Raw genomic sequence first — 25602 nt, 5'->3', positions numbered from 1 at the left:
AGACGCCCTCACAAGCGCAGCAAGTATTGATTTCACATGAAGTTACATTGAAAACCGCAAGCCAAGGCCCGGCTTGCGGGAAGAGCGATCATGTCCGATAACAGATATTCTGTAAAGTTAAGTTCAGCAAGTCCCGACAACCTAATAAATTCTCTATCCATATTCGAACCAATCACTTCCCTCGTAATACTTAAAGTATCTAAGAGAACACTCGCAGGCCTGAATCACATCTTGTATCGGCCCAGATCTTCATCGTTCAATCCCTCCAGCCACTTCCGCAGATCTTCCGTACCAGGATTTTCAGGCTGGCCTGCGGGATTGAGCCTGGCAACCGCCAGTACAGGCTCAGCAACATAGATCGGACAATCCGCCCGCAGCGCCAGCGCAATCGCATCAGACGGACGAGCGTCCACGGTCATCGAGTTGCCGGCGTGGGTCAGCCACAGCGTAGCGTAAAACGTATTTTCTCTAAGATCATTAATAACAACACGATCCAGCGAACTATTCATGTATTGAATGAGATTTCGCGTGAGATCATGCGTCATTGGACGAGGTGCCGAAAGCTTTTCAATCTCAACCTGAATCGCGTTCGCCTCAAAGATCCCGACCCAGATCGGCAGCACAGTATCGGAGGCCACATCTTTCAGAACCACAATGGGCATATTTGTATTCGGATCCAGCATCACGCCACGGATTCGCATTTCGACATCCATACAGCCTCCTTTCCAGATTCAGGACCCCTCAAACCGCCTCACCCACCAGGCTATTCGGAAATGTCTTCGTAACCCTCACCCTGTGATAGCTCCCCGGCGCAGGTGCAATCGGTCCACCCCAGGTGAAGTTCACTGGCTTGTTCTGTGAACTTCGTCCGGTGATCTGACCGCGCCCCGGGTTCGTGCCCTCAACCATTACTTCCATTATTTCTCCTAAATGCTTGTCATAATTCACCCTTTGAATCTCTCTTTGACGGTCAAGCAACACTTGAAGCCGTGTCGACTTTTCCACATCTGAAATCGAGTCAATCATGACCAGCGCAGGCGTATTCGGCCGGGGCGAATACTTGAACCCAAAGACCGCGTCGTACTGCACCTCATTCAACAAGTCTACGGTTTGTTCAAAGTCGTTCGGAGTCTCCCCAGGAAACCCCACAATAATATCCGTCGTCAACGCAATATTGCGCTTCGCCGCCTTAATCCAGGAAATCCGCTCCAGGTACCACTCTCGCGTATATTCCCGGGCCATCATCCGTAGAATCCGCGACGATCCAGATTGCACTGGCAAGTGCACGTGGTCGCAGAGCGTCGGCACCGCATCGATTACCTCAACGATATCCCGCGTAAAGTCCCTCGGATGGCTGGTCGTAAACCGCACCCGCCGTATTCCAGGGATTTCCCCTAGAGCGGCCAGCAATTCCGCGAAACTCCGCTTCCCTTGCGGATCGCGAAAGCTGTTCACATTCTGCCCGAGCAATTGAATCTCGGTGTACCCGAGGTCAACGATTCGCCGCGCTTCCTCCAGCACCGAGTCCGACCCGCGGCTGCGCTCCTTGCCCCGCGTATACGGCACCACACAGTAGGCGCAGAACTTGTCACACCCCTCGATAATCGTGATGTAGCCGCGATAAGGATTCTGTCGCGAAGTGAACTCCGTCTCAAAGGTCAGATCTGTCTGCCGATCATCCAATCCGGTGATCCGCGTCTCCCCTGCCTCCAGCCGCGCCAGCATTTCAGGCAACTTGCGATACGAAGCCGACCCCGCCACCAGCGAGACATAGGGCGCACGCTCAAAGATCTTCTCGCCCTCCTGCTGCGCCACGCACCCGATCACCGCAAAGCGCTTGCCCAGCTTATGCAGCTTCTTGTAGTCGTTCAGCCGGTTGAAGACCTTTTGCTCCGCCTTATCACGAATCGAACAGGTGTTGTACAGCAGCAGGTCGGCATCTTCCTCCACCTGCACCTGCGCGTACCCTTGCTGCTCCAGCGTCCCGATGACTTTCTCCGAGTCATGGGCATTCATCTGGCATCCGAAGGTCTCGATATAGAATGTTTTTCCGGTCGCCATACTCCCGAGTATACCGCGACACGGACTTTCCCCACTCTTCAATGGGGCAGCCGCATATCCGTATGCAGATAAGCGAGCAGCGCCGCCATCTGCTCCTCGGTAAATCGCCCCGAAAAGCTCGGCATTTTGCCCTTGCCAACCAGAACCAATCGCCTCACCTCGGCATCCGTTGCCGGAGCGCCGCTCGGTAGCTTTGTCCTGCTCATTGCGCCATGAATATTCGGCGGCGGCGGCTTCAGCGCCAGGTCGTTGTCCTCGTGGCAATGCGCACATCGCACTGAGTAAAGGTGCTGCCCCTCGGCCTGTTGCGGCGTTAGCTCCTGCCCGGCCCGGCATCCCCACAAAACTGAGGCAAAGCTGAGGACAACTGCGAGGAAGCATCGCTTCCGCCACCCTGCACCGGTCTCCCTCATTCCGCGTAGTTGCTCAAAACTCGTTTCACAATCAGGCTCACAACTCCCTGCCATCCACCTCACCCAACCCCTTTATTCGTCGCGATCTTGAAGAAAATGATACCCTTCTCCAATCCCCATCGAAAGGGTTACAAGCATGAAGGTCTTCCCTCCCCAGGAAACCGCCCTTGCGTCCATTGAATTCCACGCTCGTCTGAAGCCCGATTTCCCTGCTGTCCTTGAACCAGTCAAGGAGCCAGGCAAGAGCGCCTTCACCTACAGCCAATTCTGGCAGGAGATCGACGCGCTCAGCACCCATCTGCGCCAATCCGGCCTGCAATCGCATCAAGTCGTAGTCGTTCTCGTTCAGCCCGGAGCGCTCGCTGTCCTTGCGGTTGCAGCCGTCATGCGCCACTGTTGTTGCGCCCCTCTCAATCCCAACCTGACGGCCTCCGAGATCGAATCCCATCTTGTCGCCATGCACGCCGCTGCGATTGTTCTCACTCCGGAATTCGAAGCAGCCAGGCAAATCGCTCTGCGCCTCGGGATCACAGTACTCCTGGGGCACATGGGCGATGCAGGTGCCGTCTGGAACATCGAAAAAACCGCCGATACCACATCAGCCAACCACTTTCTTCCGGACCTGATTTCCGGCGCTGCCGTGTTGCTCAATACATCCGCGACAACCGGCCGCTCCAAACTCGTCCCCCTCACTGGCGGCAATCTGGAAGCGATGTTCCGATACACGCAAACCGCCTTGGCGCTCTCGGCATCCGACCGTCTGCTGCTCGTGACGCCTCTGTACCATGCCCAGGGAATCGTTTCGACCTTTGCCCAGTTATCGGTCGGGGGCACAATCATCGCTACCCGCGGCTTTGAAGCCGCAAGCTACCCCGGTTGGCTCCAGGATCTACATCCCACGTGGTACACCTGTGCCCCGGCAATTCACCAGGCAGTCGTGACTGTTCTGGAGAATCGTCCACTCAAGAAACCTGTCTCGCTTCGCTTCGTCCGCTCCAGCGGCGCAGCCTTTACCGTGAAACTCGCCCGCGACCTCGGACGCCTTCTCGGCGTTCCCGTCTTGAACGGCTACGGCATGAGCGAAACCGGAGCCATCACCAGCGATGCCCTCAATCTCCGTCCATATCGGCCCGGTTCAGTCGGCCGCAGCGTCGGCCCAACCATCGCTATCATGGACCCTTCCGGCAAATTTCTCCTTCCCGAAGCGGAAGGAGAAATCGTGGTGCGCGGACCCTCGGTCATGGCCGCTTACGCCAATGACCCGGAGGCCAACGAGGCCGCTTTTCGGGATGGTTGGTTCCGTACCGGTGACATCGGCAGGCTTGATGCCGCGGGTTTCCTGTTCGTAACCGGTCGATCGAAGGAAATGATCAACCGTGGCGGCCAGAAGATTGTTCCCGAAGACGTCGATCGAGTGTTTGCCGCACATCCCGCCGTGCTCGCCGCCGCCGCCTTTGCCGTTCCTCATCCCACGCTGGGCGAGGATATCGCCTGCGCCATAGTACCCCGGCCAGATTCGAGTACAAGCGAGGCGGAACTGCGTCGTTTTGCCTCCCAGAAGCTCGCGCCATTCAAGGTTCCTCGCCGCGTCTATTTCGTAGATCAAATTCCTCGCGGCGAAACAGGTAAACCCCGTCGCCACCTGCTGGCCGAACGAATTACCCAGAAACCGGCTGCCTCGGGGATCTCCGGAACTCCGTCTAAGACAGGCCTTGCCAACAACGTCATCAATTTGATTGCATCGCCTTCTGCGAAATCGGAGCTAAGCCTTCCCGACCTTGCCAACGACCCCACCTTTCGAAGGCTCATCGAAATCTGGGCTCGAGTCCTTAAGCGCGATGAGATTGACCAAACGGAAGACTTCTTCACCGCTGGTGGAGATTCCCTCGGAGCCGTCAATCTTCTGGCAGAGATCGACCTTCGCTTTGGCAGCGACTTGCAGGCTGAGGCCGCCAGCTTTCTCGACAACCCGACTCTCGCCAATATCGCCACGCTTCTCAGTAATTCTGTCTGTTCTCTCAGTGCCGCGTCAGCCTCCAGCGAAGTCGAAGTCTTCCCAGTCCGCGAGGAGCCCGGCAGGAGTCCAATCTTCTGCATCCCCGGCGACGGCGACGAAGGGCTCTACTTCCGCAGACTCGCCAGCCATCTCGCCGGTCAGCTTCCGCTCTCCATTGTCCGCCCGGTCAATACCTGGCACGATTCTTCCCTATTCACCTTCGAGCGAGCCGCCGAAAAAACCATACGTGCGATTCAGCAAGTCCAGCCGGACGGTCCCTACATCCTTGGCGGCTACTGCTACGGAGGTATCGTAGCCTTCGCTGCCGCTCACCTGTTGCGCAAACAGGGCCACGCGGTAAAGCTGGTGCTATTCGACGTTCCGTCCCCAGGATTCCCCACAATGTTCCGAGGTTTTGGAACATTTGCCCAACGAGCGGTCTCCGAGGGGCGTCAGTTCCGGAGAAAAAACGGCGCCGCAAATCCTGCCGTAAACTTCCGGCGTCTCATTCGGCGCGCAATGTGGTTTTCAATCCGGCCGGCACGCCGGATGCTGGACCGCGTCAACCAACCCCCTGCGCTGCAATGGATGCTCAAGCAATCGCAACAGGGCTATCTTCCCCTCTACCATCTGAAGAAACTCGACGTTCCCATCCTGCATTTTCTGAGTATCGAAGAACACCGACCCATCCGAGGCAATTCCCGCTTCGGCTGGAGACATGTAGCGCGTCGGGGAATCACCGAGCAATGGATTTCGCTCGATCACGACCGGCTCTTTCAGGAATCGAATCTAAGCCCGATCTCTCGCGCCATCGCGCAATGGTGCGGAGTCTCCGTAGAACCATCGCCCTTAGAGGAACTGATCAAAGAACCGATTGAGGAACCGGCGCAACATCAACTCGCATAAGCAGTCGCGCCGGTTACACTTCTGGGGTTACGCCTTGGCGGCAAATTTCGCGCTCACCGCGTCCCAATTCACAACCGAGAAGTAGGCCTTCACATAATCCGGCCGCTTGTTCTTATATTTCAGGTAATAGGAGTGTTCCCACACATCGATTCCCAGGACTGGCTTATGCCCAGCCGTCAGCGGACTATCCTGATTCGGCGTCGAAGATATATCCAGCCCTCCGCCCGGCAAAGCGACCAGCCACGCCCAGCCGCTGCCAAAGACTCCGACTGCTTCCGCCGTTAGCTTCTCCTGAAAGCTTGAAAAACTGCCAAATTTTGCATCGATCGCCTTGGCCAGCTCGCCCGTCGGAGCAGCGCCGCCCTTGCCGAGCGTCTCCCACCAGAACGAGTGATTCGCGTGACCGCCGCCCTGGTTGCGCACTGCCTTGCGAATCGGTTCCGGCACAGAATCCAAATTAGCGACAAGTTCATAGACCGATTTGCTGGCTAAATCCGGATGCCCAACGACCGCAGCATTCAGCTTGTCCACATACGACTGGTGATGTTTGTCATGATGCAGATGCATCGTCTCCGCATCGAAGTAAGGCTCAAGCGCATCGTATGCGTACGGCAGCGGAGGCAGCGTAAAAGGTCCGGCAGGCGCGGCCGCCGGAGCCGAGGCAGCCTGCGCACCTGCTTGACTCGCGCTCGTAGCGGTCAATAGGACCGCGCTGGCAAGACCGCTCATTTGCTTGATAGCTGTTCTGCGATTCATAAAACCCATCTCTCCTTGGATTCGCTGTTGGGGTTTCCCCGATTTTCTCTGTTCGGATGACACACATTGCAAAGATCTAAGCCTGCCATTTGAGTCCACAATAAGATGATCGGATTCAAACACAGGCATTCAGACACCTTATCGTAAGCTGAATTCATGCAATTGCCCACCCTCAGCGAGATCGAAACCGCCCAGGCCATCATTTACCGGGTCATGCCGCCCACCCCTCAATACACATGGCCCCTGCTCAATCAACGACTCAGCGTCCACGGTCACACCGAGGCATGGGTTAAGCATGAGAATCACACGCCTGTCGGAGCCTTCAAACTCCGTGGCGCTCTGGTCTACTCGTCCTGGCTCAAGCAATCCCAGCCGGACGTTCATACGCTCGTAGCCGCCACCCGCGGAAATCACGGTCAGGGCGTCGGCATGGCCGCCCGTCTTTCCGGCCTGCACGCCGTCATCGTCATCCCCCACGGCAACAGCCGCGAAAAGAACAACGCCATGCGAGCGCAGGGAGCTGAACTCATAGAACACGGCGACGACTTCCAGGCTTCGTTGGAATACGCCCGCGAACTTGCCACGCGTCCCGGACATGCGATGGTTGAGTCCTTCCATCCGTGCCTCGTGGCTGGGACGGCCACCTACGCCCTCGAGTTCCTGCGCGCCACGCCGCCACTGGATACAATCTACGTTCCTATCGGCCTCGGCTCATCCATCTGCGGAGTCTCAGCCGCCCGCAACGCACTCGGCCTCAAGACCGAAATCGTCGGTGTAGTCGCCGCCGAATCGCCCTCCTATGCGCTCTCCTTTCGCGAACGCCGCATCGTAGAAGCGCCCTCGCAGACCCACATTGCCGACGGCCTGGCTTGCCGCCTGCCCAACAGCGACGCAATGCAAGTCATCTGGGAAAACGTCGCCCGCATCATCGAGGTCACCGACGCCGAAATTGCCTCCGCCATGCGGGCGCTATACGAAGACACCCACAACCTTGCAGAGGGCGCCGCCGCGGCAGCCCTCGCCGGAGCATTGAAAGAGCGCAACAGCCTTCGCAACTCATCCCCATCGATAGGAATTATTCTCACCGGCGGAAATGTCGATCGCGACCTCTACGCCAAAATTTTGGAAGGAACACTTTGAGCCCATTGAGCCCAGATCCGTTGTCAGATTCCTTGTCCGATACCTCCGCCGAAGGACTCACACCACTCGTCCACGGCGCGCGGAATCGCTGCTTCGGCTGCGGCCAGGCCAATCCCGCGGGCCTGAAGCTGGAATTCGCAAAGTCTCCCGAAGGGGCCGTCGTCTCCAAAGCCGTAATCTCAGACCAATACGAAGGTCCTCCCGGCTGCGTTCACGGCGGCATCATCGCGACAATGCTCGACGAAGCCATGAGCAAAGCAAACCGCGTTCGCGGAGTAACTGCCATGACCCGCCAGATGCAAGTCGAATATCTAAGTCCAGTGCCATCCGGCGCCCCGATTCGCATTGAAGGTCGAGTCAACCGCAGCGAAGGCCGAAAGCACTGGGCCGCAGCAACAATCCAGGCAGAGGACGGAATGGTCCTGGCGCGCGCCACCGGTCTCTTCATTGCAATTCGAACTTAGCAGCACAAGCGTTCGTCAGCAGTTCAACTGGGACATGCAAAATCAAGTTACTTCTGACCGCTTCGTCAAGTTACCAAACCGTGATGCCAGCTAACACAAATAGTCCGATCCCTGCCCGGTTCGATATGGGGTTGGCGCAGACGAGGAATTGCACATCGAGCAGCGCTGAGGAATTCTGCAACAGAGGCGAAAGATGCTTTGGCTCTTTCGGAATCCGTAAATGGAGAGTTGGGCGTGCCTCGACCAATTCGACCGTCCCGATACGGAGCAGAATCCGAGAGGCCGCCAGGACTCAATACCCCTGGAGACGACAACCAGCAGTTCCCGACGTAAGTTCATACCGTAAAACGAATACAGCATGATCGAAGAACGACGTAGATAGAACCAACCCCCGACGTCTTTCCGTTTCAACGTGTGAAGAGCGGAACTTGCCACCGGTCTGAAAAGGAAGCAGCATGACAAAGCTACTGAAGCACTCAGTCTTGGCCTTGGCTTTAGCCCTCGGCACAAGCACGTACGCCCATGCTGAGATGGTAACTGCCTACGGAGGAGTCGGAGGAATAATCCAGGACATTATTGAGTGGCTATTCCACGGTTCGTCCGGCAACCACAATCAAGGAAATCACAATCAAGGCAATCCAAAACCCAACGTAGCTCCCGAAGTCGATCCCGGTTTGGCAATGAGCGGATTCATGCTCCTTGGGGGAACGCTGACGGTCCTACGCAGCCGGCGCTCCCGGCGTCCGGCAATAAACTGAGCAGTCTCTTAGGCGGGCGGCTTCGTCGCCCGCTTTTTCTTTTGCCCATGTAGAGCAGCACCAAGTGGGTACCAAAGTGTCTAAAATCAGTTCCTTTTAATCCTTTAGATTCAGTCATTAGAGGTATTTTCATTTGCTCCGATTGCAACGATAATCTGAGCGAGACTCCGAGGAATCAACCAATTCCTGTCACGGATTCCGGGAGGCGTTCTTGTCTCAGAAAGCTGTCCTTCCCGGGATCTAGTGCAAAGATGTTCTGGTCCGCCGGGCCGTAGCCCTTCTCGAATCGTTGCATTCCGGCCTGATACAACTTGCGTCGCCACTCTGCGAGGAATGGCTGCTCATCAGTTGACTCTGGCGCAATGCGAAGCGAGAGGCGATCGGACGATTCCGGGTACTTCAACTCATGGAAACCGTCGTCGCCCAGGCTTCAAACGGAAAATCGAAATTGCTGTAGCCTTCAGGGCTTCGCAAAACTGCTAAGTCATGGAAGTTTAGATGTTCCGTGATCCTGGTACGTAGTCAGATAACTGCCCGAAAGGACAAGAACCATGAAGAAATATCTGAAGCTCTCTCTACTTGCCTTGGCATTGGTGCTCTCCACCAGCCCCAGCGCCCATGCATACGGCGGCATCTTGGGGTGGTTACCACTGCCTCCACCACCGCCTCCACCGCCACCGCCACCGCCACGACTGCCACCACCGCCACCGCATGGTCCAGCAACGGCCCCCGAAGTCGACCCCAGCCTTGCCATCAGCGGATTTGCACTGTTGGCAGGAACGTTGACCGTGGTTCGCTCTCGACGCTCAAAGCGGTAGCGATTAACTCAAGCCGCCACTGTGGGCGCACCCGCAGGGTTTCAATTTGGTTCCTGCATTCTTGTTGTGCATCGTTCATTGGGCCCGTGTTTGCTCGGGACCGATCCCTGAAGCGAATTGTCACCGAGTAATTGCTGGCAATTCGTCTTCAGAGGATCTTCCCCATCCAACGGTCCGCGCCGCGAACCCAAGGAAAGTTCCCTGTCGTCGGCGGGACCGGATTATACTCAGAACGGAATCAGCCATATCCAGCCGCCAATCAATTTGGTATCCGAAGTCGACCCGGCCCTCGTGCTTGACGGCTTGAAGCTGCTTCGTGGCGCAACCACTGTCCTGCGCTCTCGACGTCGCAGTTAGGCGAGGAAACTCTGACTATTCACTCCCAGTCGCTATCGTTCTTCAAGTTTCACCGCCATCTTCTTGGGCGGTTATATTTGTTGGCCGGTATCCTGACCCTCGACGTCGTTCTGGTAGCCAGCATCTTTCACACTGCGGCTCTTCTTGGTCCGTTCGCTCCACTCGGGATTGTCTCGTACGCAGTCTTCCTGGGTCTCGGCCACTCCTATTTCAAGAAGCACAAGGAAGACCTGCCGTTCGGCGCGCGGTTCTTTGTGGCCCACATCGCTTGCATTGCAATCATTTGGTCCATCAATTTTGCCGCCCTGCACGGATTCAGTTTTCTGCTGAACTCCGAGGGTGCGCACATCGTTTCCCGCGTTCTATTACTCGCCGCAATCTCTCTGACAGCCTTGGCATGTATTCCAGCTCAAGTGTGGGTCCGCACCATCCGGGAAACGAAATGGTTGTGGCTCTATTCCATCCTCACCGGTACACTCGCCTGGTGTCTGCGCTTTCCCTTTCAGTCCTTTTGGGATTCCTCCAGTACCGCACCGGGGCGCTTCCTGCAGAGAATGACCTTTCATTCCGTCAAAGTTTTACTTCGAGTATTCCTTCCCGATATTTATGTGGACTCCGAAACTTTCATCATAGGGACGCCGCGTTTCTCAATCTTCGTGGCTGAAGCTTGCTCCGGATTGGAAGGGATCGGACTCGTTCTGGCTTTCACTGTGATCTGGCTATGGTATTTTCGCCGGGAGAGCCGCTTTCCCCAGGCATTACTGCTTGTTCCCTGTGCGCTTCTTAGCGTATGGATGCTGAACGTCCTCCGCATCTCCGCTCTTGTTCTCATCGGTAACGCGGGCTACGGCGAGGTTGCCATGGTAGGTTTCCACTCCCAGGCCGGATGGATCGCATTTACCGTCGTCGCTTTCGCCTTTTCCATGGCAACGCGCAAACTCCCGTGGGTACGGCGTCGCTATTACTTTCTTCCGTCCACAGCAGATCACGCCCACACAACCCCTATCTTTCTTGATGATGAAGACACTCAAGTCGGAGAATCACCCTTAACCGGAGCCTACCTCGTTCCGTTCCTCGCGATCCTCGCCGCATCCTTTGTTTCCAAAGCCGCTTCCGGATACTTCGAGTGGCTCTACCCTTTGCGCTTTCTGGCCGCGTCCATTGCCATCTGGTATTACTGGCCCGAGTTGAAACAAATCAACTGGCGCTTCAGTTGGTGGGCGCCAATAACCGGAACAGCCGTCTTCGCGCTTTGGCTCGTTCCATCCTTTCTCACGCATAGCAACGAAAGGAGCCAGCTTGGCGCAGCCCTCGCGGCTCTATCCCCGGTCGCCCGCTTGTCCTGGATAGCCTTCCGCGTAGCTGCCGCAGTCATCACCGTACCCATCGCCGAAGAACTCGCCTTCCGCGGCTACCTCGCCCGTCGACTCGTCAACCGGGAGTTCGACATAGTTCCCTTCTCCGCTGTCACCATCCTCTCCATCGGCCTCTCCTCGGTGCTCTTCGGACTGATGCATGGCCACCAATGGATTGTCGGCATTCTCGCCGGGCTGGTCTACGCAGGTCTAATGAAATGGAAAGGCAGGCTCGGCGACGCAGTCATAGCCCACGCCACCAGCAACCTCCTTCTGGCAATCTGGGTTCTCTCGCGTGGCGACTGGTCTCAGTGGTAACGCTGGTTCCGGGGCTGAATCAACGGCACGCCAGCAAATAGAATGAAGCAATGGTCGCCGGAGTTCTTCCCATCCCAAAAACAGCGGATTTCCCCTCGCTGACAGAGTTGCTCCGCCGCGCCTTCGGTTTTTCTTCCTTCCGCGCCAACCAGGAAGCAGTCTGCCGCGCCGCCGTCGACGGCGAAGATCTACTCCTCGTCATGCCCACTGGCGCCGGCAAGTCCCTCTGCTACCAGCTCCCCGCCATCGCTCGCGGAGGAACAGCCCTCGTCGTCAGTCCACTCATCGCACTCATCGAAGATCAGTGCGCCAAACTGACCGCCCTCGAATTCTCCGTCGCCCGCATTCATTCGGGATTAGACCGCGCCGTCAGCCGGCAGGCCTGCGTCGACTACCTCAACGGCTCGCTCCAGTTCCTCTTCATCGCCCCCGAACGCCTCCGCGTCCCCGGCTTTCCCGAAATGCTGGCCAAGCGCAAGCCCGCCCTCATCGCCATCGACGAAGCTCACTGCATCTCGCAATGGGGCCACGACTTCCGCCCCGACTATCGCATGTTGGGCCAATACCTGCCCGCCTTGCGCCCTGCGCCAGTCGTCGCTCTCACCGCCACGGCAACTCCAGCCGTGCAACGCGACATCCTCACCCAGCTCGGCCTCGAAAAGGCGAAGAAGTTCATCCACGGCTTCCGGCGCAGCAATCTCGCCATCGAAGTCACCGAAGTTCCCATGCCCATGCGCGGCGACCTGATCTGCGAGCTACTGAAAGACCCAGCGCGCCGCCCAGCCATCGTCTACGCCCCCGCACGCAAAAAGTCCGAAGAACTCGCCGCCCAGCTGAGCCAGGTCTGCCCGACTGCGGCCTACCACGCCGGCCTTCCCTCAGAAATACGGGAAAACGTCCAGCAGACCTTTCAATCCGGCCAGCTCGATTGCGTCGTCGCCACCATCGCTTTCGGAATGGGCATTGACAAAGCTGATGTACGAACCGTTATCCACGCCGCACTCCCAAGCACCCTCGAAGGCTATTACCAAGAGATCGGCCGCGCCGGACGCGATGGCAAACCCAGCCGCGCCATCCTCATGCACTCCTACGCCGACCAGCGGACGCACGATTTCTTCCTCAAGCGCGACTACCCGCCCATCGACACCATGCATCAGGTCTACAAAGTCCTCAGCGCCGAGCCGCAACCCCTCGACGAAATCCGCGCCGCACTGAGCCTCGACGAAGAAACCTTCTCCAAAGCCATCGAAAAGCTCTTCATCCACGGCGGCGCAATGGTCGATTACAACAACAACGCCACGCGCGGCGAAGCTCGATGGACCGCCCCCTACACCCGCCAATCCGACTACCGCCGCAACCAGCTCGAACTGGTCCAGAAGTACGTCGACGGCCACCAGTGCCGCATGGCCGCGCTTGTCCTCCACTTCGGCGACCTCAAAGACGGCCAGACCCGTTGCGGCCTCTGCGATTTCTGCAGCCCCTCCGACAGCTCAGCGCAAAACTACCGCGCCCCGTCCCGCGCCGAGCAAGCCACACTCCACGCAATCCTCGACTGCCTGCGCAACACCCAGGGCAAATCCCTCGGCCGTCTCCTCAAAGACCTCCCCGGCAATCTGAGCCGCAAAGAATTGGACACTTATCTGTCAGCGCTGGCCAAAGCTGGCCTGATCGCCGTAGAAGACGCCGAATGGGTCAAAGACGGCGAAACCATCCTCTATAGAAAGGCCATCCTGACTGCGGAAGGCGAGCAATGCGAAGAAGGAACCGCGCTCAACCTGCAAATGCTCGACGACGGACGATCCAATAAAAAGAACGGCTCGCTATCTTTTGCCTCCGACCGGAAGCCGGCAAAGAAGAAAACAGCGCCATCAGCAACACCACCGCCGGTCGAGCTAAGCCCCGCAGCCCAGGAACTCGAACAAGCCCTCAAAGGCTGGCGCACCGCCATTGCAAAAAAGCTTGGGATGCCGCCCTTCGTTGTCCTTCACGACCGCACCCTCCACGCCATCGCCCACGCTCATCCCACCACTCCCAATCAACTCCAGGAAATCTCCGGCATGGGCCCCGCAAAAGTAGAAAAATACGGCCCCCAAATCCTCGAAATCTGCAACCGGGCGGAATTCATCCCTTAATCCGCACCACCGGTCTTCACGCTGGTCTCAAACACCAGACTCCTCTGAAAGAACGGCAACACCTCCGTCGCCACGCGTCCATCCGTGCTCCAGTTACCACTGCCCCAGACCCCGTTGTACTCCTCCGCCTCATGAGCAATCCCAAACTCATTCAGCTTGTGAGTAAACGCCTGGTTCGCGTACACGTGATCCTGGTTTCCATCATTCCGCGCCCAGTCGAACCGGAATCCGCGCAGCGATTTCAGATTATCCGCGTACTTGCCAATCATCGTCTCCAGCAGAAAGTCATCCCGCAGCCGTTCCGTAACCGCACTATCGATCTCCAGCGCATCACCGGTCTTATGAGCCTGTAAGTCGATATACAGGGGCGGCTTGTCCACATCCGGCACGCTGGCCTGAAAGATACTAAGGAAAATATTGGCCCAGACTTCCTTCGACAACTCATCGGTGGATTTGATCCTGGCCAGCTTCTCCCAATCCGGCCGCGAATACATCGTGTAGATCCCCGACCCCGTCCCAACGGGATGCAGCGCATACACCGCCCCGAAGACCTCCGGATGTGTCATGCCAAATCGAATCGCTCCATACCCGCCCATAAAATCTCCGAAGATACCGCGTGAGTCGCGCGTCGGCAGCGTCCGAAAATTCGCGTCCACATACGGCACCACCTCCTGCATCATGAAGTCTTCCCAGTTGCCCGTTACCGGTGAATTTACGTACCACGAACAGCCAAACGGCGTCGCCATATCAACCGCGACCATGACAAACGGCCCAATCCCTCCCGGCTCCGTCGCCCGATCAAGCACCGCTCGCGCCTCATGTTCGTAAAACGATGAGCTGAATTCCGAAAGCGGATTCTGCAAGTAGTAAAGGACTGGATACCGCCTCGCAGATCCTTCATATCCGGCAGGCAGATAGACCGCCAGCCGCCGCACAGGATTGGTGCCGATCAGGCTGTGCGTCAGGCTTTCGCCGCGCAACTCGCGCACTACCACCTGGCCGCCGCTCTCAGCCGCATGGAGCTGCTTTGCCCCCAGCAACGCTGTTCCCAATACCAGCGCCACGGCAAACACACGTATGCGATATCCCATGAATCCCATGGTCCTTGCCCTCCGTTCGATTTTGTCGTTTAAGCTGGCTTGCCCCTGCGTCGAGCCGTTGCTACCAGAAACCAGCCTGGCCACAGCAGCCCCAGGCCGTAAAGGCCGCCACCCTTGTCCCACATCAGCGGGACGAGCATCCCTGTCGCAGCCAGAAAGGTCGCCCACCCCGATTCGAGCTGTTGCTTCTGCCGTCCACGCCATACGCCCCATAGGGCAGGCGCCAGAAACAGCAGCAGCCGCAGCCCCGAAACCCAATTCCCTGGCCATTCCGATAGGCAAATGAGGCAAGGCGCAGCGCACGCTAGTGCGCTAGCCCACAACGTACGCCGGGAGACGGCGCCAGCGGCAAACCCCGCCATCCACCCCCAGCAGAATAATAAAAGCATTCTCAAAAGGGATATTCCAAGCAGCGACGCCGTGACCGGTCGGTCCAACAGACCGTCGAACCCCCGGCTCGCAGCGACGGAGCAGCCCATGAGAAACAGGCTTGCGGGCAGCGCAAGGCCAAAACTCGCAGCCCACGGACGCCAATTCACCCAAAGCTCCAGATGTCGCCGCGCTGCCAGCCCCAGCACATCCCAAAGTGCACGCAAAGCACCGCAGTCCGACTCCGCAAGATCTCCCAGTACGGCCTCACGATCGAGCGCGCCCAGTATGCCGGCTGCGGCCTCGACGCAGTACCAGCCCGCGCCCGTCACGCCAGATCTCCCGGCAGTTCTCCGGTTCGGCCATCGGCCCAGGCCGTCCCGCGGCTCATCCGTGTCACAGCATCATAGAACTCACGCGCTGCCCGGCTGCCCTCGCTCGTTACCCGCACCATGCGGCGTGCGCGTCCGCCGCGCTGCTGCGTAGGCTCGCCCATCCATGTCTCCACCAGGCCTTTTGTCTCCAACCGGTCGAGTGTCGTGTAAAGCGCGCCCAACGAGCAAGTCCGCCCCGCCGTCGTCTCAATCGCCGCACGCATCGCCGCCCCATAGGCCTCTTCGCCCAGGTTCGCCGCCGCCGAAAGAATCAGGTACTCAAATTCGCCAAGCATGATTAGAACTACATTGTGATTCTAATCATGCCCAGCGTCAAGAAAATTTATGCACCGAAGCCGCAAGATTCCCCGGAGTGGCTGGCTCACCCTGAAGTCAGCGGCTTGCTCTCCGAATCACGCGATAGAGAACCTGTGGTCGACTTCGCACCGGCTTTCCGCTTCCGCTTCACCGGCGGAGCCGAACTCGGCGGCCGATTCTTTCCATTCGACCGCTTCCCATTCGTCTCTACGACTTCGATCACCGCGCGCATCCAGTAATCCCCCTGCGCGTCTACCTCGATCCCATGCACCTCGCGCTCAAACCCAGGGAACCGCTTGCCAAACTCCTCAAGCGCCAGAATCAGCTTGATCACAGGACTGTCCTGCCCACCCAGCCGCTCACCCGGCATGCACACCGGAATCCCTGGCGGATACGGCACCAGCATCACTCCCGCAATCCGCCCGGCCATCTCCGTGAACTTGACCTTTTCCGTGCCGTTCCTTAGCAGCTTCTGATACGTCTGCGCGGGCGTCAAAACCTCCTGCGTATCCAGCTCGCAAGCCTCACCCTCAAGCGCACTCAGCCGCAGTTCCACCATGGCCGCGTGCATCTCGTCGCTAAGTTCCTTGAGCGTTACATTCCGGTACTTCAACGGATACTTCTCAACCAGATCCGGCAGCGCCTCGCTGAGCGTCGCCTCGGTATCGTACAGCCTCTTGAATTCGAAGAGATTCTCCAGCAAACTTCCCCACTTGCCCTTGCTGGTTCCCACCGAAAACAGCACCAGAACGGTGTAATCTCCGGTGCGTGCAATCTCAACCCGCCGCGCATCCAGAAACTCCGTCAGAATCGCCGCTGGAATGCCCCATTCCGCGACCACGCCCTGCGCATTCACGCCCGGCATCAGGATCGTGACCTTCGTCGGGTCCAGCATGCAGTAGTCGTCTTCGACATCCTCATCCTGATAGCCATGCCAGTCGTCTCCAGGCTTCAGCGTCCAGCAGCTTGAATTCAGAGCCAGCAATTCATCCGGCGCATCCTCAAACAGATACCGCTGCCCATCGACCGGGTCCTCGACCTTGTCCGGCTGAAAGAGCCGGAAGAACCAGCCATCCCCATCCTCAAGCGCGCGCAACCTGTGCGCAATCGACGACATTGCCTTGCGGAAGCTGATCGCGTCAAAGATCGTCTCCGCCATCAGCGTCGGCCCCGCAGGCTCGTCCATCATCGCCGCCGCCACATCCAGCGAAGCAATCAGCGGATAAAACGGCGAAGTCGTGCCATGCATCATGAACGATTCATTGAACTGATCAAAATCCAGCGGCGCACGCGGACTGAGCTTGATATGCACCATCGACGCCATCGAAAACGCAGCCAGCATCTTGTGCGTCGACTGCACCGCAAACAGCGCCGGCCGGTTCGGAATCTCATCCGGAACATCCATCGCAAAACGCCCGCGATAGATGGGATGAAACTTGGCATACGCATACCACGCTTCGTCAAAGTGAATCCGCGGCACGCTCTGCGATAACTCACTTACCACGCGATTCACGTCGTAACATAACCCGTCATACGTCGAGTTAGTCACCGCCGCATAAGTAGCCTCCTGCGAAACAGCCCCGGCGGAAAACGGGCTCTTCGCAATCAGTTCCTTGATAGTTTCCGGGCTGAATCGCTTCAGCGGCACCAGCCCGATCATCCCGTAGCCATTGCGCGTCGGTGTGAGATAAACCGGCCGCGCTCCGGTGACCGTCAGCGAGTGGCAAATCGACTTATGGCAATTCGCGTCGATGATGACAAGGTCGTCCTGCCCAATAACCCCGTGTCCGACGATCTGGTTCGAAGTCGACGAACCACCCAGCACATAAAACGTCCAGTCCGCTCCAAAGATCCGTGCCGCGTTCCGCTCCGACTCGCCCGGAGGCCCGATATGATCCAGCCACGACCCCAGCGGCGAAGTCGAAATCCCCAGATCCGAGCGCATGATGTTCTCGCCAAAGAATTTGTGGAACTCCATGCCGACCGGGTGCTTCAGAAACGCCACGCCACCCATGTGTCCCGGAGCATCCCAGCTATACGCGCCCTGGTCGTTATACTTCTTCAGCTCACGAAAATACGGCGGCAAAAGCTGCTCGTTGTACCGCTCCACGGCAAAATCCACGCGGCTTGCGATAAACGCCGGCGTATCGCCAAACAGGTGAATATACTCATGCACCTGCTTGACCACCTCCAGCGGTAACTCGCTCACCAGCGTCCGGTCGGCGATCAGGAAGATTGGGACTTTTTTGTTCCGCCGTCTCACCGCGCGAATAATCCGCAGCGCAGCGCGTTCGTCAAACTGGTGCTCTCCAGCCAGATCCCAGTCCAGCAGAATCGCCGAGTGCGAAGGATCGCTCTTGACCAGGGACAAACCATCCTCCGGCGTCGAGGTGCGAACCACCTCATATCCCTCTTTGCTGATCGCATCCACCAGCCGTTCCATCGCCCGGTCCGAAACCGAGTCCGTACCACCCACTTCGCTGGCAATCAGCAGCACCCAACGTCCTTCGTCCATTCCACCTCACACTCTCTCGAAAAAAGCAGCCCCAAAAACCATCGGACCGCTTCTAATCCTACAACTCAAAATCGCTGCCGATTCGCCCCGCCGAACCCCATGAGCCTAAATTCATCCACACGAAACAACCCCGTTCGCATCCCTGACTGATCCAGCATCATTTACTTGCTTAGAATCAGTAATGTAGCTCTAACCCACCCGCCAGCAAAGCTCGCAAAAAAATCCTTCCCGAATGCTGCAAATTCGGCTTGATCCTTTTCCTGCGAATCTTGTCAGACAAGCCTTGCATTCGCTCCACCAAAACCACAACCCGGCAAAGCAAACGTCGCATCCACATCGCTGCTACACTTGATAGTTGAAGACTAAAGATGAGAATTGTCGGCATCCGGCCCAAAACGAGCCGGGGCTGCCGAGGTTTTTGAAGGAAGCGAGGTAGTTTAATGGCAGAAGCGAATCATAATGGAAGCCTTACAAGCACCAGCCTGCGTCTCAAGGTAGGTTTGGCCGAGATGCTCAAGGGCGGCGTCATCATGGACGTCATGAACGTCGAGCAGGCCCGCATCGCCGAAGAATCCGGCGCAGTCGCCGTCATGGCCCTGGAACGCGTTCCCGCCATGATCCGCGCCGAGGGCGGCGTAGCCCGCATGGCCAATCCGAAGCTCATTAAAGAGATCAAAGCCGTCGTCTCTATCCCGGTCATGGCCAAGGCCCGCATCGGTCACTTCGCCGAAGCCCAGATCCTCGAAGCCATCGGCGTCGACTTCATCGACGAGAGCGAAGTCCTCACCCCCGCCGACGAAGCTCATCACATCGACAAGCACGCCTTCACCATCCCCTTCGTCTGCGGAGCGCGCAACCTCGGCGAAGCCCTGCGTCGCATCGCCGAAGGCGCAGCCATGATCCGCACCAAGGGCGAAGCAGGCACCGGCGACGTAGTCCACGCCGTCCAGCACATGCGCCAGATCACCCGCGAACTCCGCCAGCTCACCGTCGCCCGTGAAGAAGAGCTCTACAATCTCGCCAAAGAGCACGGCGCGCCCTACGAACTGATCCGCATGGTCGCCAAGAACGGCAAGCTCCCCGTCCCGAATTTCTCTGCCGGCGGCATCGCTACCCCCGCCGATGCAGCCCTGATGATGCAGCTAGGCGCAGAAACGGTATTCGTAGGCAGCGGAATCTTCATGAAAGAACGCGCCACCCCTCTGGACGTAGAGCACAACCAGAAGGAGCGCGAAGAAGCCGTCTCCCGCGCCAAAGCCATCGTAATCGCCACCACCCACTTCAACGACCCCAAAATCCTCGCAGAAGTAAGCGAACAAGTCACCGGCACCATGAAGGGCCTTGCCGCAGCAGCCATAGAAGAGCAACACCTCCTCCAAACCCGCGGCTGGTGATTTGCCATCAAGGCAGCCGCGCCCTTCAGGCGCAAAAGCAAGAAATAACTCAGCCGGAGATACCACGCACCTCCGGCTTCCTCATATGACCTTTAGGTCCCGCAATAAATCAGACTGTTATCTCTGAGCGAACCGAAGCTAAGTGCCCCATCCTTTCCGCCGCCTTTGCGGAAAGGATGGGGCACCACAAAAGCCCGCACCGAATGATTTGTCATCCTGAGCAAAGCGAAGGATCTGCTTTTGCTCTTGCCTTTCTATCTGTCATTCCCGAAGGGAATCTGCTTTTGGGGATAGACTTTCGGGACCCGCAAGCCCTCGTTTTAAGCAACTCCGCAGATCGTCCCAAAACTTACCTTTTGTGAGACGCGCCGGGGGACACCATCGTCTGTAAAAGGTTTTGGAGTATTGGGCACAAGGTGACTGCGGGAGCAGGCCACGACATGACCTTGATTTCTCCTGCAAGCACAGACGCAACCGGCAGAAGTAAAATCGTCGCAATGAAAATCAAATGCACATTTCTACTGATCGCCCTTACTTCTGCCGTGGTTGTCTCTGCTCGATCACCGGAGCGCGCAGACGCACAGGAAAACCAAATGCGAGCAGTTTGGGTTGATTCATCCACCGGCCTGATGTGGGCCGGGAAGGATAACGGTAAGGATATAAGTTGGAGAAAGGCCATGAAGTACTGCTACTGTCTGCGTTTAGATGGTCATTCCGACTGGAGGTTGGCGAATATGGCTGAGCTTCAAGGCATATACGACAAGACAGTCGAAGCTCCCGGGCTGGCGGGTCCCACCAAGGCTCCCAGAGCTTTCACTTGGCATGTAAAGGGCAATCTGTTCTTGACCGGAGATCAATGGAGCGGTCACCAAGTGACGGGCCGCACGCCCCTAGAGTCGTATGAATATCACTTTGACTTCAATGAGGGCAGGCCAGACAAAGATCCTAGTGGCTGGCCTTACCCATTCTCGGGAATGCGCGCCTTGTGTGTGCGCGATTCTGGAAAATAAACGCCGGGTGCCCATCCTTTCTGCCGCTTTTGCGGAAAGGGTGGGTACCACAAAAGCCCGCACCAAACGATTTGTCATCCTGAGCAAAGCGAAGGATCTGCCGGGTGCCGGGTGCCCCAGGTCTCGCTTCTGAGACCTGGGACCAAATTCGTGCGCAGCACGAATCCTGCATCCCTTTCCTCACTCCCGCGCAAATTGCCCTACTTATTCACAAACCCCTCCAACTGCAACCAATCCGCAAACCGGTCAATCCAGTGATCCGTAGGAATGTTATTCGTATGCATTCCAAAGCCATGGCCGCCCTTCGCATACATATGCAACTCAACCGACTTGTGAGCGTCTGCCCATTTCTGCCAGAGCGCAATACTCCCCGGCGCCAGCCCCAGCGAATCGTCCGTAGCCGCCGCAATAAACATGGGAGGCGCATCCGAGGGCACAGGAGCATCTTTCGACAACGCGCCGCCATAGATAGGAGCGACAAAAGCAGGCCGCCCCTCAGGCTTGTAGTGCAACGCAACTTCCGCCGTTACCGCTCCACCAGCGGAAAATCCAATAATCCCCACGCGATCCGGGGAGATTCCAAACTCCGAAGCGTGCTGCCTTACGTAAGCAACCGCAGCTAAGCCGTCCGCCACAGCCAGCGGTTCCTCGTCTTTCATCATCGCGTCGAACTTCGGCCTGTCTGCGAACAACGGCCCAAACTCCTGCGTGGCGTCCTCACCCGTGTGCGCAAGGCGATATTTCAACACGAAAGCAGTCACACCTCTGGCAGCCAGATATTTGGCGACATCCGTGCCTTCGCTGCCTATGGACAAAGCCATAAATCCCCCGCCCGGGCAGATAACGACAGCGGTATTGATCTTCAACTCCGGAGCAGGCTTGAAAACCATGAGAGTTGGCCGAGTCACATTCGTGACCACATCCGTATTCCAGACTTTGGAAAAGTACTGCTTCTCCGGATAGCTCTCCTGAGTCGAACCAGACGCAACGCCGGGATAAAGCGGAATAACATCCTGCGCCGATGCAATGGGAGCCAGCAACAGCACAATACAGAGCAGTCGAAAAGCAAAGGTTTTCATGGCTGGCCAAGTGTACCAGAGAGATAAGTCACTCCAGACCTCTGAATCTTTAATCCCAGATGCCCCAGCTAAGAGGTCAATCAAACCGAGGCAATCTCTGTAAATCCTCCTCCGGCACCGGCTCCAACTCACCCCCAGCCCGAGCCCACGCCTTCATACCTCCCTCAATCACCATAGTCCTCAGATTCGCCTCCTTCATCGCGTGGGCCACCCGCACGCTTGTCGTGTCGCGAATACAACTGCAATACAAATAAATCTCGCAATCAGGAGCCATGAACTCCTTCAGCGCCTCTAGCTCTTCCTGCAAACGGTGCGGCTCTATGCGAATCGAATTCTTGATCCGGTGCATTCCAGGGTCGTAGTAGTTATGGCTGCGCACATCGGCAATTACCACCAGCCGGTCCCCGCCCGAAGCATCGATCCGCTCCTGCAGCCGCTCCGCAGAAATCTTCTCAATCTGCCGGTATCGTCGGGAACGAATCACAAAAAACAGAATCGTCGCCCCGTAACCGGCCGCCAGCAGCAGCAAAGCCAGCAGAACCACATGACCCGCGCTCTCCATCCACGCAGCCACTTCGCGCACAAATCGAAAGAAAATATATCCGGCCACCAGCCACGTTCCGCAATACAACAGCTCTCCCACAGCCATCAGGCGCAGAAACCGTGGCAACCGCATGTTCAGGCTTCCAGCCAGCGGCGCGGCCACCGTTCCAAGACCGGGGATGAACTTGGCAAACAGCAGCGTCTGCGGTCCCCGCTTGTAAAACGAATCCGCTGAAGAAAAAATGCATTGCTCAGGATTGATTGAAACCCAGCAAATTCCGGTCAGCAGCCACCACCCCGTAAATCGTCCGCCCAGGTAAAGCAGTAAATCCCCAGCCATCGCCGCCGACCACGCCAGTGCCAGCACCACCTCGGGTCGTAGTCCGTTGTGCACCGCCGCGCCTGCCGCCAGCAGTGAAATCGCCATCGGCAGGGGCAGCCCGAGTGCCGCAAAGAACATGACAGCCGCCGTCAGCGCATACCCATGCTGCGCTATAAGCGCGATGAAATCCACACCCTGTCCCGAAAATTGGCCCCAAAACTGACCTGAAAATATACCTGAAGGACTTGCCACCACTGAGATCGACCTCTACTGCCAGGAACAGGCTTTCACAATCCGCGACTCCGCTTTTTTGGATCGCCAAGACCACCGATGCTATCACTATAGGAGGACATGATCCCCATTGAAAGCACCCAATCGAACACAGGAGACGAGTTGGCCCATCGAAATGCGCCCCACATCGGCGTTCTAGCCATCCAGGGCGACTACGAACGCCACGCCGCCGCCCTCGAAGAATCCGGCGCGCAGCCATCCCTGGTCAAGACCCCCGAAGCCCTCGCAGAACTCGACGCCCTGATCCTACCCGGCGGTGAATCCACCACCATGCTCAAGTTTCTCAATCGCAACAATTTTTTCGAAGCGTTGAAGGTCTTCGCCCAGCAGAAACCCGTCTTCGGCACCTGCGCCGGAGCAATCCTTCTGGCAAAAGAAGTCCGCAAGCCCAGCCAGTCCAGCCTCAGCATCCTCGACATCGCCGTCGAACGTAACGCATACGGCGCCCAGCGCGACTCCGCCATCCTCACCCTGGACACCAAACTTCCAGGCGGTCCGCTCGAAACCGTCTTCATCCGCGCCCCCCGCATCGTTTCCGCCGCCCCCGAAGTCGAAATCCTGGCAGAGCGCGAAGGCTTCCCGGTCCTCGTCCGCCAGGGCCACACCATTGCCGCCACTTTCCATCCCGAGCTATCGGCCGACCGCCGTGTCCACCAGCTCTTCGTCGATCTCGTCCATGCAAACAGCCACGCCGGGCATCGTCCCGAATAAAATTCAAATCCATAAAACCAACGGCAGCCTCACCGAGTCTCATATTTGGAGACTGCTTCCACAGGAAAAAAACAACCTGCGCGGAAACCAGTGCATCCTTCCAAGAGTCGGTGTAATCTGAGCTTCATTGAGGCTTGAAGCCATGCCCAGCACTTTTACGCGACACCCGGTTGAAACCGAGCGAAAAGACCCAGGCATCGGCGGCAAACCGCCTGTAGACCGGAGGCCCACCGGCGGAGGCGGCAGCGGCGACGACGATGAATGGAAGCGCCTCGGCCGCGGCGGCCCCAGAGAACTCCTCAAGCGCTTCCGCCTGATCGTCTTCTTCATCCTCGCCGGAGACATGATGTTCTTCCTGGCCCTGGCCGTCATGTTCTTCGCCCATCAGGGCACCGGCCACCTCGACGTCCGCACCCAGGAATTCATCGGCGACTGGCACCCCGTCCAACTCCCGCCCATCCTCTTCCTCAACACTGCCGTCCTCATCCTCAGCAGCCTGACCATGGAGATCGCCCGCCGCCACATCTTCTACGAACTCGACGTCGTCGAGGAATGGCTGGGCCTCGGCCGCCCCGCGCTCAAACGCACGCTTCCCTGGATGGCCGCGACCTTCGTCCTTGGCTGCTTCTTCATCGCTGGCCAGTGGACAGCCTGGACCCAGCTCACGGGCGAGGGATACGCCTTCGACCGCTGGGCGACCCCGGCTATTTACTTCTTCTACATCATCACCGGCATCCATGCCGTCCACTTGGGCTTGGGCATTCTAGCGCTCGCCGTAAGCCTCGGAGCCCTGGGATTCCTGCGCAAAGTCGAATACCGCCAAATCGCCATCGACAGTCTCAGTTGGTACTGGCACGCCATGGGATTGGCATGGCTACTACTCTTCAGCCTTCTAGCAATGGGCTAAAGAAAGCCTGGCAACCCTCGGCGCTCTGAACGGTGAGTATTTTTGGACGATTAATCAGAATCGATCAGAGCAGTCGCGAAATCATCGTTCTCCAGCCCTCCGCCGACCTAGCACTCCCCGAATTCGATCGCCGAGAGTAGGAATTTCCGGACAACTCAGGTAGACCACCCGATTGCATTTCTTCAGGATTTCAATCGCAACCACTCTCGGGTGCATACCAACTCCGACATGTGCCTGACGGCTCATGCATTCCAGAGCAAACTCATCCTCCAGATACTCAATCGCATGGCCAAGAATCTCAATCGCTCGTCCCTCTTCCGGAGAGACTCTTCTTCGACGCTGCCCAACCGCCCTGCGCGTCCAGTGGCCAACACATTCCGAGGGGGTCGCGAAAATTAACTTGTCGCCGGTAACCGTCGTGGACATGATTTACCTTTCCTGAGTCCTTAATCGGCGAACCCTCTATTCAAATTCAGATAACAAAGGTACCGTCGCAGACTCGATTCGCTTTGATATTTCAAGGGAATCCGTCAATTCGAGTCGAATTATGCACCGGAATGATCCTCCCGTCTTTGCGAAAAGTCCGCCGCGATCTTCATCACCCCGCTTCCATCGTGCCAATGCAAGTGAATTCTTCCACCGGTTCGAACTTGACGCGGCGAGGGTGAAAACCTAATCTCAAAGCTAGCGGCAACGCATCGAGCCTCGACTGGCAATCCCGCCAGGCAGCAGAGCCGAAAGCGGATAGCCACCGCCGAGAGCATTCATGAAGATCCCCTATTTTTGGCAATATCTCCCACTGCTGCTACAGATCCTCGCCGCTTTCGGCTTGGGAATCGGCATGGCGACGGCCTCGTACTTCATCGGCAGGCATCGCAACACCAAGACCAAGCTTGCAACCTACGAGTGCGGTATTGAGGCCGTGGGCGATGCTCGTGGCCGCTTCAGCGTCCGCTTCTACATGGTCGCCATGCTGTTCATCCTCTTCGATGTGGAAGTCGTCTTCATGATGCCCTGGGCAATCATCTTCAAGCAGCTCCCTGCCATCACCGGCTCAGCCTGGTTCGGCTTTTGGGAGATGCTGGTCTACCTGGGCTTCGTCGCCGTCGGCCTTTTCTACATCGTGAAAAAAGGCATCCTGGACTGGTCCAAGGACCGGGGCGACCTCTAAAGATTTTTGAAGGGTCCTTCAACG

General features: G+C 57.6%; 23 protein-coding genes. 11 read left to right on the top strand and 12 right to left on the bottom strand.

All coding sequences use genetic code 11. The annotated features are described in order from the left end of the window. Positions 1–224: 224 nt before the first annotated feature. The 3 genes from OHL23_RS10760 to OHL23_RS10750 are packed head-to-tail and all read right to left on the bottom strand — an operon-like array spanning position 225 to position 2474. On the bottom strand, positions 225–713 hold the full coding sequence (locus OHL23_RS10760; RefSeq protein WP_263351891.1) for a bifunctional nuclease family protein: 489 nt from the start codon (positions 711–713) through the stop codon (positions 225–227). A 28-nt stretch (positions 714–741) separates the two neighbouring features. Then, positions 742–2061 carry a tRNA (N6-isopentenyl adenosine(37)-C2)-methylthiotransferase MiaB gene (miaB, locus tag OHL23_RS10755; protein ID WP_263351890.1) on the bottom strand — a complete coding sequence of 440 codons (1320 nt, stop codon included), beginning with the start codon at positions 2059–2061 and terminating at the stop codon, positions 742–744. 38 nt (positions 2062–2099) lie between these two features. Then, entirely contained in the window at positions 2100–2474 is a 375-nt protein-coding gene (locus OHL23_RS10750; RefSeq protein WP_263351889.1) for a c-type cytochrome, read from the bottom strand. A gap of 136 nt (positions 2475–2610) precedes the next feature. Here OHL23_RS10750 and OHL23_RS10745 point away from each other — a divergent pair, with 136 nt between their 5' ends. Next, positions 2611–5376: an AMP-binding protein gene (locus tag OHL23_RS10745; RefSeq protein WP_263351888.1), complete on the top strand. Its 2766-nt coding sequence runs from the start codon at positions 2611–2613 to the stop codon at positions 5374–5376. Positions 5377–5403: 27 nt separating this feature from the next. Here OHL23_RS10745 and OHL23_RS10740 read toward each other — a convergent pair whose 3' ends face one another. After that, on the bottom strand, positions 5404–6132 hold the full coding sequence (locus tag OHL23_RS10740; protein ID WP_263351887.1) for a superoxide dismutase: 729 nt from the start codon (positions 6130–6132) through the stop codon (positions 5404–5406). A 156-nt stretch (positions 6133–6288) separates the two neighbouring features. Here OHL23_RS10740 and OHL23_RS10735 point away from each other — a divergent pair, with 156 nt between their 5' ends. From OHL23_RS10735 to OHL23_RS10725, 3 genes are all read left to right on the top strand, one after another. Then, positions 6289–7272: a threonine dehydratase gene (locus OHL23_RS10735; protein WP_263351886.1), complete on the top strand. Its 984-nt coding sequence runs from the start codon at positions 6289–6291 to the stop codon at positions 7270–7272. A gap of 20 nt (positions 7273–7292) precedes the next feature. Further along, complete coding sequence (locus OHL23_RS10730; RefSeq protein WP_263351885.1) at positions 7293–7736, top strand: PaaI family thioesterase; 444 nt, start codon at positions 7293–7295, stop codon at positions 7734–7736. Positions 7737–8191: 455 nt separating this feature from the next. Next, positions 8192–8494 (top strand): hypothetical protein, encoded by a 303-nt coding sequence (locus OHL23_RS10725; RefSeq protein WP_263351884.1) that lies wholly within the window; start codon positions 8192–8194, stop codon positions 8492–8494. A 484-nt stretch (positions 8495–8978) separates the two neighbouring features. Here OHL23_RS10725 and OHL23_RS10720 read toward each other — a convergent pair whose 3' ends face one another. Next, a complete protein-coding gene (locus OHL23_RS10720; RefSeq protein WP_263351883.1) occupies positions 8979–9248 on the bottom strand; it encodes a hypothetical protein in 270 nt (89 codons plus the stop codon). A 501-nt stretch (positions 9249–9749) separates the two neighbouring features. On the opposite strand from OHL23_RS10720, the gene xrtE reads away from it, so the two are divergent. Both xrtE and OHL23_RS10710 read left to right on the top strand, forming a co-directional pair. Continuing rightward, positions 9750–11342 (top strand): exosortase E/protease, VPEID-CTERM system, encoded by a 1593-nt coding sequence (gene xrtE / locus OHL23_RS10715; protein WP_263351882.1) that lies wholly within the window; start codon positions 9750–9752, stop codon positions 11340–11342. 50 nt (positions 11343–11392) lie between these two features. After that, complete coding sequence (locus OHL23_RS10710) at positions 11393–13474, top strand: RecQ family ATP-dependent DNA helicase (RefSeq protein WP_263351881.1); 2082 nt, start codon at positions 11393–11395, stop codon at positions 13472–13474. Here the strand turns inward: OHL23_RS10710 and OHL23_RS10705 are convergent. The 4 genes from OHL23_RS10705 to OHL23_RS10690 all read right to left on the bottom strand — a co-directional run bounded on the left by OHL23_RS10705 (position 13471) and on the right by OHL23_RS10690 (position 18150). Continuing rightward, the gene (locus OHL23_RS10705; protein WP_263351880.1) at positions 13471–14574 is read right to left on the bottom strand and encodes an alpha/beta hydrolase; all 1104 of its coding nucleotides are present in this window, start codon (positions 14572–14574) and stop codon (positions 13471–13473) included. The genes OHL23_RS10710 and OHL23_RS10705 overlap by 4 nt on opposite strands. A 29-nt stretch (positions 14575–14603) precedes the next feature. Next, positions 14604–15275: a hypothetical protein gene (locus tag OHL23_RS10700; protein ID WP_263351879.1), complete on the bottom strand. Its 672-nt coding sequence runs from the start codon at positions 15273–15275 to the stop codon at positions 14604–14606. Further along, on the bottom strand, positions 15272–15613 hold the full coding sequence (locus OHL23_RS10695; protein ID WP_263351878.1) for a PadR family transcriptional regulator: 342 nt from the start codon (positions 15611–15613) through the stop codon (positions 15272–15274). Before OHL23_RS10695 ends, OHL23_RS10700 begins: the two co-directional genes overlap by 4 nt. A gap of 86 nt (positions 15614–15699) precedes the next feature. Continuing rightward, on the bottom strand, positions 15700–18150 hold the full coding sequence (locus OHL23_RS10690; RefSeq protein ID WP_263351877.1) for an Orn/Lys/Arg family decarboxylase: 2451 nt from the start codon (positions 18148–18150) through the stop codon (positions 15700–15702). A gap of 440 nt (positions 18151–18590) precedes the next feature. Between OHL23_RS10690 and pdxS the strand changes: the two genes are divergently transcribed. Together pdxS and OHL23_RS10680 are read left to right on the top strand one after the other, a co-directional pair. Next, the gene (gene pdxS, locus OHL23_RS10685) at positions 18591–19544 is read left to right on the top strand and encodes a pyridoxal 5'-phosphate synthase lyase subunit PdxS (RefSeq protein ID WP_263351876.1); all 954 of its coding nucleotides are present in this window, start codon (positions 18591–18593) and stop codon (positions 19542–19544) included. A gap of 440 nt (positions 19545–19984) precedes the next feature. Beyond that, entirely contained in the window at positions 19985–20554 is a 570-nt protein-coding gene (locus tag OHL23_RS10680) for an Lcl domain-containing protein (RefSeq protein ID WP_317891675.1), read from the top strand. A 200-nt stretch (positions 20555–20754) separates the two neighbouring features. Here the strand turns inward: OHL23_RS10680 and OHL23_RS10675 are convergent, their stop codons facing one another. Together OHL23_RS10675 and OHL23_RS10670 are read right to left on the bottom strand one after the other, a co-directional pair. After that, positions 20755–21633: an alpha/beta hydrolase gene (locus OHL23_RS10675; RefSeq protein WP_263351875.1), complete on the bottom strand. Its 879-nt coding sequence runs from the start codon at positions 21631–21633 to the stop codon at positions 20755–20757. A 76-nt stretch (positions 21634–21709) separates the two neighbouring features. Further along, positions 21710–22690, bottom strand: coding sequence for a rhodanese-like domain-containing protein (locus OHL23_RS10670; protein WP_263351874.1), 981 nt, complete (start codon positions 22688–22690; stop codon positions 21710–21712). A gap of 159 nt (positions 22691–22849) precedes the next feature. Here OHL23_RS10670 and pdxT point away from each other — a divergent pair, with 159 nt between their 5' ends. Together pdxT and OHL23_RS10660 are read left to right on the top strand one after the other, a co-directional pair. Next, complete coding sequence (gene pdxT, locus OHL23_RS10665; RefSeq protein WP_263351873.1) at positions 22850–23500, top strand: pyridoxal 5'-phosphate synthase glutaminase subunit PdxT; 651 nt, start codon at positions 22850–22852, stop codon at positions 23498–23500. A gap of 142 nt (positions 23501–23642) precedes the next feature. Then, a complete protein-coding gene (locus OHL23_RS10660) occupies positions 23643–24407 on the top strand; it encodes a cytochrome c oxidase subunit 3 (RefSeq protein ID WP_263351872.1) in 765 nt (254 codons plus the stop codon). 81 nt (positions 24408–24488) lie between these two features. Here OHL23_RS10660 and OHL23_RS10655 read toward each other — a convergent pair whose 3' ends face one another. Then, complete coding sequence (locus tag OHL23_RS10655) at positions 24489–24833, bottom strand: F-box protein (RefSeq protein ID WP_263351871.1); 345 nt, start codon at positions 24831–24833, stop codon at positions 24489–24491. 340 nt (positions 24834–25173) lie between these two features. On the opposite strand from OHL23_RS10655, the gene OHL23_RS10650 reads away from it, so the two are divergent. Further along, on the top strand, positions 25174–25578 hold the full coding sequence (locus OHL23_RS10650) for an NADH-quinone oxidoreductase subunit A (protein WP_263351870.1): 405 nt from the start codon (positions 25174–25176) through the stop codon (positions 25576–25578). The last annotated feature ends 24 nt before the right edge of the window (positions 25579–25602 follow it).

Origin of the sequence: Acidicapsa acidisoli (assembly GCF_025685625.1) — a bacterium.
Lineage (GTDB): Bacteria > Acidobacteriota > Terriglobia > Terriglobales > Acidobacteriaceae > Acidicapsa > Acidicapsa acidisoli.
The sequence above is the reverse complement of the archived record's forward strand: the minus strand, read 5'-3'. Positions and strand labels throughout refer to the sequence as shown.